Genomic DNA, 11,510 nt, shown 5'->3' on the forward strand with positions numbered 1-11,510 from the left:
GGGAATACGGACCCGGTACCGCGCGGAACCTGCGCCTCTTCGCTGTGGAGTTCACCGCGCGTGGGCCGCTTTCCGGTCTGGTCAAAGGAAAACCGTCGCGGCCCGAGTGACGCCTGCCACCGGTTGAAGTGAACACCCAGCCAAGTTTTGAGTCAACCGGTTGAGTGAAAAGTGTCAATTTTGAGTCAACCGGTTGACTCAAACGAACGGGGCGGTGTTGACTCCGAGGCATCCCGGAAGGAATCCCCATGCAGATCAGCATCGACGAGGACAGGTGTGTCGCGGCCGGTCAGTGCGCGGCCAGCGCGCCCGAGGTCTTCGACCAGCGGGACGAGGACGGGATCGTCGTACTGCTCGCGTCCGTCGCCCCGCAGGGGTCGGAGGACGGCGTCCGCAGCGCCGCGGCCCTCTGCCCGGCGCAGGCGATCCATCTCAGGGCCTGAGCGCACCGCCGGACCGAGGTCCGCCCGGCACCGAGCGGAGCGAGGCAGGCGAACGCCGAATGGCCGAACCGCAGCGAAGGAGCGCGGAAACGATATGTCCGACACCTTGACCTCGGCCGCACGCGAGGAAACCCCCACCTTCCCGATGGCTCGGGAGGCGGGCTGTCCCTTCGACCCGCCGCGCGAGCTGCGTGCGTCGGTCGTCGAGCGGCCCGTCGCGCGGGTGCGGATCTGGGACGGCAGCACGCCGTGGCTCGTGACCGGGCACGCCGAGCAGCGGGCGCTCCTGTCCGACCCGAGGGTCAGCGTGGACGACCGGGTCCCCGGGTTCCCGCACTGGAACGAGAGCATCCGCACGATGGCCCCGCAGCGGTCGGACTCCGTGTTCAACACGGACCCGCCGACGCACACCCGGTACCGCCGGATGATGACCTCACCGTTCACGTTCAAGCGCGTGCAGGCCATGCGCCCGGTCGTCCAGCGGCTCACCGAGGAGCTGCTCGACGCCATGACCGCGGGCCCGGCGCCCGCCGACCTGGTCGAGGCGCTGGCGATGCCGCTGCCGTCGCTGATGATCTGCGACATCCTCGGCGTGCCCTACGAGGACCGTGACTTCTTCCAGCACCACGCGTCGGTGGGCGTCGACCGGACCGCGACCGTCGAGCAGGGCATGCAGTCCTTCGCCGCACAGGTGCAGTACCTCGCGGAGCTGGTCGGCAAGCGCATCGAGAACCCGGCCGACGACGTGCTCTCGGACCTGGCCGCGCGGGTCGTCGCGGAGGAGATCTCGGTGCCCGAGGCGGCACAGATGGGTCTCGGCATGTTGGTCGCGGGCCACGAGACCAGCGCGAACATGATCGGCCTCGGCACGCTCGCGCTGCTGCAGAACCCCGACCAGCTGGCTCTGCTGCGCGACACGGAGGACGAGACGGTCGTCGCGGGCGCCGTCGAGGAGCTGCTGCGCTACCTCGGCATCATCCACAACGGACAGCGGCGCATCGCCAAGGAGGACATCGAGATCGGCGATGTCCACATCCGGGCCGGCGAGGGCATCATCATCGAGCTGGCGACCGCCAACCGCGACCCGAGGACGTTCGCCGAGCCGGAGCGGCTCGACCTGACCCGTCCCGCGCGGGAGCACCACGCCTTCGGGTTCGGCATCCACCAGTGCGTCGGCCAGCAGCTGGCCCGCGTCGAGCTGCAGGTGGTCTTCGACACCCTGTTCAAGCGGGTGCCGACGCTCCGGCTCGCCACCACCCTGGACCGGATCGAGTTCAAGCACGACCGGCTCGCCTTCGGCGTGTACTCGCTCCCGGTGGCCTGGTGACGGCGTCCATGACCAACGAGCTGGCGGGACGGGTCGCCGTCGTGACCGGGGCGGCCGGGGGACTGGGCCGGGGTATCGCCGAGCGGTTCGCCGAGGCCGGTGCGCGGGTCGTGCTGGCCGACGTGAACGCGGCGGCCGGTACGGCGGTCGCGAACGCGATCGGGCCGAACGCCGTCTTCCGCGAGGTGGACGTCGCGGAGCCGGAGCAGGTCAGGGACCTCGTCCGGTTCGCGGTGGACACCATGGGCGGGCTCGACGTGATGGTGAACAACGCCGGGGTGTCCGGTGCCATGCACCAGAACTTCCTCGACGACGACTTCGCCGACTTCAGCAGGGTCATGGCGATCAACCTGCTGGGCATCATGGTCGGCACCCAGGAGGCCGCCAGGCACATGGCCGCGCACGGCGGCGGGTCGATCGTCAACCTGGCATCGATCGGCGGGATCACGGCAGGCCGGGGTGTCATCACCTACCGCGCGTCGAAGGCCGGGCTCATCCAGATGACCAAGTCGGTCGCGATCGACCTGGCCGAGCACGGTGTGCGGGTCAACTGCATCGCGCCGGGCAACATCCCGACCGGGCTACTGGCCAGTTCGTTCTCCGACGGAGACGGCGACGCCAGGGTGGCGGCCTTCCGCGCCATCATGGCGGCGTCCACGCCCCTGCCGCGCGAAGGGGCGGCGGCGGACGTGGCCGAGGCCGCGCTGTACCTGGCGAGCGACCGTTCGTCGTTCCTCACCGGGGTCGTCCTCCCGGTCGACGGCGGCGGGTCGGCGGGCAACCCGTACAAGCCGGAGCACATGGCCAGGATCGCCGGGAACGGTGGCGGGACGCTCGCGAAGGAGGCGGCTCGGTGAGAGATCGGCGCCATCCCCTCCCATCGGTACCCCTGGCACGGCCGAGAGGCGTGCCCGGGGTACCGGGCCGCCGGGCGAAGGGCCGCCCGGTGCCGCGGGTGTCCAACCTGGACACCGCGGAACGACTCTTCGTCCAGCAGGGCGCGACGGCACTGTCGAACCGGCGCTTCGGATCGGTCCTGGACGTGGCGGACGGTACGGTGTCCGGCCACCACTTCGAGACGAAGGCCGACCTCGTGCGGGCGATCACGCGGCGGTTCACCGTCGGCGTGGAGTCGACGCGCGCCGGACTGCTCGCGCAGATGGACTCCTCGGCCGGCATCCGCGACTGGCTGGGTTGCCTGCTCCACCCCTGGACGGACCACTTCGCGCAGCGGAGCACGACGTACTTCGCCAGGGTGTGCGCCCAGGCGATGGCCGACCCGACGCTGCGGGCCGTCATCTTCGAGGAGGCGCGGCAGTCCCCGACGCTGCGTGCCACCTGCGACGCACTGGACGGTTACCTGCCGCCGATGCCGGAGGAGACCGCCGCGCAGCGGGGGGACGTCGTGTCGCAGGTCATCGTGCAGGTGTGCGCCGAGCGGGAGGCCGCGGTGGCGGCCGGCACGGCGGGGACCGGCGCGAGCTGGCGGAACATGACCGTCGGTCTCATCGACATGGTCGCCGGCATCTGGACCGCGCCGTGCACGGCGGTACGGCTCGCCGAGCGGAGCGCGCATCGTGGCGCCGGCCTCGGAGAACGGACATGAGGTCATCATCGGCTAAGGTCGGACCGGCCACCTCGTGGCTTGACCACGGACAACGAAGGACACGCGGGTATGCAGACCGGTGAGACATCGCGGGTCGGCAGCTGGGACGCCACGGGCGAGGCTGCCCGCGCGCCGCGTGCCGGGGTCACCAGTGTGGACAGCCGCGGCGAGGCGACCCGCAACACGATCATCGAGGTGGCGGTCCGGCTCTTCGCCGAGCAGGGCGTCCTGGCCGTGTCGAACCGGCAGATCGGGGCCGCCGCGGGCCGGGGCAACACCTCCGTCGTCGGGTACTACTTCGCGAACAAGGCCGACCTCGTGCGCGCCGTGATGCGCCGGTTCATGGAGCGGGTCAGCGTGGGGCGGGAGCGGCGGATCGCGCAGCTCGGCGACGCACCCGACCTCCGCGGCTGGGTCACCTGCCTCGTGTTCCCCTACACCGAGCTGCTGGACGCCGAGGGGCCGCCCACCTGGCACGCGCGGTTCATCGCGCAGGTGCTGACCGACCCCGGCCTGCGGGAGACCGCCGTCGAGGAGGCGACCTCGCAGCCGATACAGCGGATCCTCGACGGCCTGCGCGAGTGCCTGCCGGACCTGCCGGACCGGGTGCTCGAGGACCGCTCGCGGATCGCGAGCCACGTCATCGTGCAGATGTGCGCCGAGCGTGAGCGATCGCTGGCCGACGGCCAGCCGGTCCACCCGCCGACCTGGGACGAAGCGGCCACCGGGCTGGTGGACGTCCTCGTCGGCATGTGGACCGCACCGGTCACGACGACCGAGGACTAGCTGGTCCGCTCCCGGATTTCCACGTGTGGGTCGCGTCCCGGCGAACGTGCGGCTATCGAGGTGGATCGTGGCTGAGTTCCGCCACGTTCCCCCGAGGTGGCTGTTGGTCGGGCGCGGGCCGTCGCACGTCGAACACCCATCGCTACCTGATTTCGGAGACAACGATGTCCGAATGGGATTGTGCGTACGACTTCGTCAGCGTCGGCAGTGGCGGTGGTGGCCTGGTCGGCGCCCTGCGGGCGGCGGCACAGGGCCGCTCCGCTCTCGTGATCGAGAAACAGCCCCTCGTCGGGGGCTCCACCGCGATGTCCGGTGGGATGGTGTGGGTCCCGGCCAACCCGCTGATGCTGGCCGACGGGATCAGCGACTCCTACGACGAGGGCATGGCGTACTTCGACTCGGTGGTCGGGGACGCGGGTCCCGGCTCGTCGACGGCCCGGCGGCACGCCTACCTGACCGACGGGCCGAGGATGATCTCGTTCCTGTCCGACGCCGGTGTGCGGTTCAAGCGGTGCGCGGGCTACCCGGACTACTACGACCTCTCACCCGGCGGCAACGCCGAGGGCCGGTCCGTCGAGGGGGTCCCCTACGACGCGCGGCGCCTGGGGGAGTGGCGGGACAAGCTCCAACCGGGTCTGGCGGCGTCGATCGGGTTCTCGGCGATGACCGAGGAGATCCCGGCGATGATGCACTTCAACCGGTCGCGGCGCAGCTTCGCCGTCGCGGGCCGGATCGCGATGCGCACGCTGTGGGCGAAGCTCCGGCGTCGTCCGCTGCTCACCAACGGTTCGTCGCTCATGGGGCAGATCCTCGAACAGCTCGTCGCCCGCGGCATCCCGGTCTGGCTGGACTCCGCCGTCGAGGAGCTGGTGGTCGAGGACGGCCGGGTGACCGGCGTCCGCGTGACCAGGGGCGGTGTGACGACCCGTGTCCGGGCCCGTGCCGGCGTGCTGCTCGCGGCAGGCGGGTTCGCCCGCAACGAGGAGATGCGGCAGAAGCACGGCGGCGACCAGAAGACCACCGGCGAGTGGACGATGGCGAACCCCGGCGACACCGGCGAGGTGCTGTCGATGGCCGTCGCGCTCGGCGCCAGGACGGACCTGATGGACGAGGCGTGGTGGCTGCCGAGCCCGTCCCCGTACTTCGGGATGTCCGCGATGAACAGCGCGCGCCAGCGGGCGCACACGGTCTTCGTCGACACCGGGGGGAAGCGCTTCTGCAACGAGGCGAACTCCTACGTGGAGGTCGGCAAGGCCATGTTCGCGCTCGGCACGGTGCCGTGCTGGCTCGTGTTCGACGACAACTACCGGCGGAGCTACACGCACTCCCAGACCAGCGTCGGCCGGCTGCCGAAGGAGTGGGTGGCGAGTGGGGAGATCAAGAAGGCGGACACGCTCGGTGAGCTGGCGGACTCGTGCGGCATCGACCCGTCCGGTCTGGTCGACACGATCGAGGCATTCAACCGTCATGCCGCGACGGGCAGCGACCCGGCGTACGGGCGCGGCGAGTCGCGGTACAACCGGCACCTCGGCGACCCGGGGCACAAGCCGAACCCGGCACTCGGGCCGCTGGACCGCGCCCCGTTCTACGCGCTGCCGATCTTCCCGGGCGACGTCGGCACGTGCGGTGGTCTGGTCACCGACGAGCACGCCAGGGTCCTGGGCGAGGACGACGAACCGCTGCCGGGCCTGTACGCCACCGGCAACATCACGGCGACCGTCATGGGCCGCGCGTACCTCGGTGCCGGCGGGAGCATCGGCAACACCATGGTGTTCGGCTTCGTGGCCGCGGAGCACGCGTGCACCCGGGACACCTGACTGCCCGGCCGCCGTCAGCGGGCGGCCCAGCTGACGCTCTTGGTCTGGAGGTACTCCGCCAGCCCGAACTCACCCCACTCGCGGCCGAGACCGCTCTGCTTGTAGCCGCCGAAGGCGGCCCGGGGGTTGACGCCGCCACCGACGTTGACCGACACACTGCCCGTGCGCAGGCGGCTCGCGATCCCGTGCGCCGTCACGGTGTCCGCGCTCCAGACCGCACCGGACAGCCCGTACGGACTGTCGTTGGCGATCCGGACCGCCTCGTCGTCGGTCCGGAACGGGATGACGACGCCCACCGGGCCGAAGATCTCCGTCCGCGCGATCGTCATCCCGTTGTGCACCCCGGTGAACAGGGTCGGTTCCAGGAAGTGTCCCTTGTCCAGGCCCGCGGGGCGGCCGCCGCCTGCCACGAGGGTCGCGCCCTCCTCCTCGCCGGTGCGGATCAGCTTCTCCACCCTGTCCCGCTGTGCGGCGCTGATCAGCGGGCCCATCGTGGTGCCGGCCCGCGCGGGGTCGCCGACCTGGACGTGGGCGAGGCCCGCCTGGATCCGGTCGACCAGCTCGTCGTGGACGGACTCGTGGACGATCGTGCGGGTCAGCAGGGAGCAGCCCTGGCCCGCGTGGACGGTGATGCCGGCGAGCGCGGACCGGGCGGCGCCGTCGAGGTCGGCGTCCGCGCGGACGATGCTCGCCGACTTGCCGCCCAGCTCCAGGACGACCTTCTTGACCGACGCGGCGGCCTGCGCGTACACCGTGCGCCCCACGGTGTCGGACCCGGTGAAGCTGACCAGGTCGACCATGGGGTTCGTGGTCAGCTCCTGGCCTGCCTCCACACCGCCCGTGACCACGTTCAGCACGCCGGGCGGCAGGTCCACCGCGTCCGCGAAGTCGCCGATCAGCAACGACTCCAGCGGTGTTGCCGGCGCGGGCTTCAGCACGGCCGTGCAGCCGGCCGCCAGTGCCGGGATCAGCTTCATCATGCTGAGGAAGAACGGGAAGTTGTAGGCCGCGACCAGTGCGCACACGCCGTACGGTTCGCGCCGCAGCTGGCCCTGGGTGATGCCGGGGCCGGCGATCGTGGGTTCCATCGGACGTTCCCACGCGAACGCGGGCATCACGCGTTCCGCCATGTCCCGCAGGTGTGCCACCGGGATGCCCGTCTGGATGCTCTCCGCGATCGGCCGCACCGAGCCGGCCTCGGCCATGTTCACCGCGACCAGCTCGGACATCCGGCGCTCCATGGCCTCGGCCATGCGCAGCAGGACCGCCGCCCGCTCGGCGGGCCGCAGCCGCGGCCAGGGGCCGTCGTCGAACGCCCGGCGCGCCGAGGCGACCGCCGCGCGGACGTCGTCGACCGACGCCGAGGGCACCTCCGCGATCACCTCCTCCGTCGCGGGGTTGGTCACGACCGTCCGCGAGCCCGAGGTGCCGTCGGTCCAGCCGCCGTCGATGTAGAGCTGCGAGGAGAACGAGTAGTCCGTCGGCATCGCCGAGCCTCCCGGGCGTTGAGGTCTTGTCCAATATTGAGGATACTTATTTGTGTCAAGCCACGGCCGTAGTGTGAGTGAGGCTCAAGCTTGCTGTCCGGTACTGTCGATCGCGGCAAATATAAGGTTACTCTTCCCGGGGTTGGTCGGCAGAGTCGATCCCTGGCGCCATCAGGTCGGTCGCCGCGCCCGCGAGGCGGGCGGCGCCCGCTGGGTGCTCCGTGCCGGCGACCCCGACTCCTCGTCGGCGCTACAGTGGAGATCCGTTCGGAGTCTGGTACCCCCGTCCTCACCTGGACCCGCATGATCGATCCCGTCCCCCAGGCCCCGGTCCCGGGCGGTCGCCGCGTCCGAGGGCCGCACCGGACGGCGCCGTCGCCGTCGTGGGGCGTGTTCGCGGCGCCGGAGGCGAGTTCCACGCAGGAGATCGGGTGACTGTCCACGACGAGACCGGGAACGACACCGTGGGGCGCGTGCGGGACTGGGCGCGCAGCGGGGTGGCCGAGCTGACCGGTTCGGCCGCCGGACCACCGCTGGTGCCGCCGGGCCGGGCCGCCACGCTCGCGCGTGAGGTCGCCCTGCGGTGCGGGTTTCCCGTCGACGGCGCCCGGCTGCTGTCGGAGCGTGCCGCGTTCACCGGCGGCCGTCGCCTCGGTCCGGTCTCGGTCGGCGGGAGCTGCCGGATCCTGCCGACCGGGGACGGCTGGGCGGCGGTCTCCTGTGCCCGGCCCGACGACCCGGCGCTGTTGGGCGCGCTGGTCGGCGCGGAGCTGCCCACCGATCCGTGGCCGGCGGTCGCCGCGTGGCTGAGCGGCCGGTCGGGGGACGAACTCGTCGCCCGAGCCACCATGCTCGGGGTCGCCGCGGGCGTGGTCCGCGCCCCCGCGGCGACGACCCCGCCCTCGCCGGGAACGCCGCGTTCGGTCGCCGGTCTGCGCGTGGTGGACTTCACCGCGCTCTGGGCCGGTCCGTTGTGCGCGCACCTGCTGGGGCTCCTCGGTGCCGACGTGGTCAAGGTCGAGACGCCCCGACGCCCGGACGGCGCCCGGCTCGGCAACCCGGCCTTCTACCGCCTACTGCACGGCGGACACCGGTCGGTCGTCCTCGACCCGGACATCCCCGAGGAGCGCCGCGCGCTGGCCCGGCTCGTCGACTCGGCGGACATCGTGCTGGAGGCGTCGCGCCCGCGAGCGCTGGCGCGCTTCGGCCTCGACGCCGCCGCGTCGGCCGCCTCGGGAACGGTCTGGGTGTCGATCACCGCGTACGGCCGGGACTCCGACCGGGTGGGTTTCGGCGACGACGTGGCCGCGGCGAACGGCCTCGTGGTCCATGGCGAGGACGGCACGCCGTACTTCTGCGGCGACGCGATAGCCGATCCGCTGACCGGCCTCGTCGCGGCCGAACTCGCCATGACCGCGCCGAGAGACGGCGCCGGCGTGCTGTACGACCTCGCGATGGCCGACGTGGTCGCGTCCACGGTGGACGCGACCGGCCGCGGGGCACCCGTGCCCGCAGGCGTGCCGGTCGCTTCGCCGACGCCGAGGGCCTCCCGCGTCCCCGCCGCGCCGGGCGGCGCGCACACGGCGGAAGTGTTGCGGGAGCTGGGGTGCGCGTGACCGGCCCGCGCGCGACCCCCGTCCGGGGCGAGGTGGTGGCCGGCGGCTGATCCCGACAGACGACCACTTCCGAGGACACATGGAGAGACGGGACATGAACGAGTACGAACAGATCCGCTACGAGCTCGACGACGGCGTCCTCACCGTCACGTTGCACCGGCCGGACCGGCTCAACGCCTTCACGGTGACGATGGCCGACGAGCTGATCAGCGCCTTCGACCACGCCGACAACGACGACGACGTGCGTGCCGTCGTGCTGACCGGCGCCGGCCGTGGCTTCTGCGCCGGCGCGGACCTGGGCTCCGGGGCCACCACCTTCGACTACGAGGACGGCGCCGCCCATCGCGACGACGGCGGGCGCGTCTCGCTGCGGATCCTCGACTCGATGAAGCCCGTGATCGTGGCGTTCAACGGCCCGGCGGTCGGCATCGGCGTCACCATGACCCTGGCCGCGGACATCCGGCTGGCGTCGGCGGACGCGCGGTTCGGCTTCGTCTTCGCCCGTCGCGGCATCGTGCTCGAGGCGGCGTCGAGCTGGTTCCTGCCCCGGCTCGTCGGGATCAGCCAGGCGCTGGAGTGGGCGGCGACCGGCCGGGTCTTCGACGCGGAGGAGGCGTGCCGCGGCGGCCTGGTCCGGTCGGTGCACCCACCCGAGGAGCTGCTGCCCGCCGCCTACGCGCTGGCCCGCGAGATCGCCGACAACACCGCCCCGGTCTCCGTCGCGCTCAACCGCCAGATGCTGTGGCGCATGCTCGCCGCCGACCACCCGATGACGGCCCACATGCTGGACTCCCGCGTGATGCAGTCCCGTGGCGCCTCGCCGGACGCGAAGGAGGGCGTCACGGCGTTCCTCGAGAAGCGGCCGGCCCGGTTCCCCGACCGCGTGTCGGCGGACATGCCCCGGTTCTACCCGTGGTGGCCCGCCCGGCCGTTCCAGCCCTGGGGCTCCTGAGCGGGAAAGGCGGAAAGGCCGGGGCCCTCACCACCGGCCTTTCCGCGTCCTGGTCAGAACTGCGGCTGCTGCGGGCGGCGCTTGACGATCGCCCCCGCGTCGATGCGCAGCTGCGCGCCCGTGATGAAGCGCGACTCGTCCGACACGAGGAACAGCACCGCGTCCGCGACGTCGGTCGGCTCGACGTAGGGCAGCCCCATCGCCGTCATGACCTCGAACGCCTCCAGGACGTCCTCGCGCGCCGGGTTGTCGAGGTCCGGGCGGAACTCCCGGTACATCGGGTCGCTGTTGAGCATCGGCGTGTTGGTGTTCGTCGGGTGCACGGCGTTCGCCCGGATCCGGCGTGGCGCGAGGGTGGCGGCCAGGTCGTTGACGAACGACGCCACCGTGCGCTTCGCGAACGAGTAGCCGAGCTTGCCGAAGTCCTGGCTCCCGGTGCTCGACGGCGGCATCAGCGCCGCGACGGAGCCGGTCGCCACGATCGAGCCGCCGTCCGCCAGGTGCGGCAGCGCCGCGTCGACCGTGTGCACGATGCCGTTGAAGTTCACCGTGACCGCGTCGAGGAAGGCCTGCGCGTTCCCCACGGCGCCGATCGGCGCGATGCCCGCCTGCGCCACCACGGCGTCGAGCCTGCCCAGCTCCGCGACGCCGTCGGCCACCGCGGCCTTCAGCGCCGCCGGGTCGCGCACGTCCAGTGTCCGCGTCACGACCCGGCGGTCCAGCTTCTCGATCTGGCGGGCGGTCTCGTCGAGGTCCTCCGGCACGGCCAGGGGATAGCCCACGCTGTCGATCTGCGCGCAGAGATCGACGGCGATGACGTTCGCGCCCTCCTCGGCGAGCCGCAGCGCGTGAGCACGTCCCTGACCGCGTGCCGCACCCGTGATGAGGACGACCTTGTCCTGTACCCGACCCATCCGGGTCTCCTTTCTGGTGGCTAGAAACCGGCGAGCCGATCCAGCAGCAGCGCCGTGGTGGAGAAGTAGTCGCCGTACCCGCCGCGGAAGAACAGCAGCGGGGTCTTGGGTGAGGAGACCCGGAGGTCGCGCACGCGGCCGACGGCGAGGTGGTGGTCGCCCAGCTCGACGATCTTCTCGACGTCGCAGTCGACCCACGCGACGATGCCGGCGAGCACCGGGTTGCCCATCGGGGACCGCGTCCACTCCACCCCGTCGAACTTGGCCGGCCCGCCGGTGGCCATCTTCCGGCTCAGCACCTCCTGGTCGGCCGCGAGCACGTTGGCGCAGTAGCGGCCCGACTCGCGGATGTGCCCGAAGCTGAACGAGGAACGGTCGGCGAGGAACGACACGAGGGGTGGTTCGAGGGAGACGGAGGTGAAGGTGCCCACGATCATCCCGGCCGGGCTGCCGTCCGGCCGGGTGGTCGTCACCGCGACCACGCTCGTCGGCAGGTTCCCCAGCACGTCGCGGAAGTGCCTGCCGTCGAAGGTGCCGTCCAGCGAGTCCATCTCCCGCCCCC

General features: G+C 71.9%; 11 protein-coding genes. 8 read left to right on the forward strand and 3 right to left on the reverse strand.

Annotated elements, in window-relative coordinates; genetic code table 11:
- Positions 1–248 precede the first annotated feature (248 nt).
- From CLV71_RS04200 to CLV71_RS04225, 6 genes are all read left to right on the forward strand, one after another.
- Complete coding sequence (locus tag CLV71_RS04200; RefSeq protein WP_133901280.1) at positions 249–443, forward strand: ferredoxin; 195 nt, start codon at positions 249–251, stop codon at positions 441–443.
- A 94-nt stretch (positions 444–537) separates the two neighbouring features.
- Positions 538–1,770: a cytochrome P450 gene (locus CLV71_RS04205; protein WP_133901281.1), complete on the forward strand. Its 1,233-nt coding sequence runs from the start codon at positions 538–540 to the stop codon at positions 1,768–1,770.
- A complete protein-coding gene (locus CLV71_RS04210) occupies positions 1,767–2,627 on the forward strand; it encodes an SDR family NAD(P)-dependent oxidoreductase (RefSeq protein ID WP_243866215.1) in 861 nt (286 codons plus the stop codon). Before CLV71_RS04205 ends, CLV71_RS04210 begins: the two co-directional genes overlap by 4 nt.
- Positions 2,628–2,677: 50 nt before the next feature.
- A complete protein-coding gene (locus CLV71_RS04215) occupies positions 2,678–3,376 on the forward strand; it encodes a TetR/AcrR family transcriptional regulator (protein ID WP_133901282.1) in 699 nt (232 codons plus the stop codon).
- A gap of 69 nt (positions 3,377–3,445) precedes the next feature.
- Positions 3,446–4,162 carry a TetR/AcrR family transcriptional regulator gene (locus CLV71_RS04220; protein ID WP_133901283.1) on the forward strand — a complete coding sequence of 239 codons (717 nt, stop codon included), beginning with the start codon at positions 3,446–3,448 and terminating at the stop codon, positions 4,160–4,162.
- Positions 4,163–4,326: 164 nt separating this feature from the next.
- On the forward strand, positions 4,327–5,979 hold the full coding sequence (locus tag CLV71_RS04225; RefSeq protein ID WP_133901284.1) for an FAD-binding protein: 1,653 nt from the start codon (positions 4,327–4,329) through the stop codon (positions 5,977–5,979).
- Positions 5,980–5,993: 14 nt separating this feature from the next.
- Here CLV71_RS04225 and CLV71_RS04230 read toward each other — a convergent pair whose 3' ends face one another.
- On the reverse strand, positions 5,994–7,466 hold the full coding sequence (locus CLV71_RS04230) for an aldehyde dehydrogenase family protein (RefSeq protein ID WP_133901285.1): 1,473 nt from the start codon (positions 7,464–7,466) through the stop codon (positions 5,994–5,996).
- A gap of 431 nt (positions 7,467–7,897) precedes the next feature.
- Between CLV71_RS04230 and CLV71_RS04235 the strand changes: the two genes are divergently transcribed.
- On the forward strand, positions 7,898–9,082 hold the full coding sequence (locus CLV71_RS04235) for a CoA transferase (protein WP_243866216.1): 1,185 nt from the start codon (positions 7,898–7,900) through the stop codon (positions 9,080–9,082).
- A 94-nt stretch (positions 9,083–9,176) separates the two neighbouring features.
- Positions 9,177–10,034, forward strand: coding sequence for a crotonase/enoyl-CoA hydratase family protein (locus CLV71_RS04240; RefSeq protein ID WP_133901286.1), 858 nt, complete (start codon positions 9,177–9,179; stop codon positions 10,032–10,034).
- 53 nt (positions 10,035–10,087) lie between these two features.
- Here CLV71_RS04240 and CLV71_RS04245 read toward each other — a convergent pair whose 3' ends face one another.
- Both CLV71_RS04245 and CLV71_RS04250 read right to left on the reverse strand, forming a co-directional pair.
- Complete coding sequence (locus CLV71_RS04245; RefSeq protein WP_133901287.1) at positions 10,088–10,948, reverse strand: mycofactocin-coupled SDR family oxidoreductase; 861 nt, start codon at positions 10,946–10,948, stop codon at positions 10,088–10,090.
- Between the two features lie 20 nt (positions 10,949–10,968).
- Positions 10,969–11,499 (reverse strand): flavin reductase family protein, encoded by a 531-nt coding sequence (locus CLV71_RS04250; RefSeq protein WP_133901288.1) that lies wholly within the window; start codon positions 11,497–11,499, stop codon positions 10,969–10,971.
- Between the last annotated feature and the right edge of the window lie 11 nt (positions 11,500–11,510).

The sequence above is a fragment of the Actinophytocola oryzae genome, assembly GCF_004364325.1.
Taxonomy (GTDB): Bacteria; Actinomycetota; Actinomycetes; order Mycobacteriales; family Pseudonocardiaceae; genus Actinophytocola; species Actinophytocola oryzae.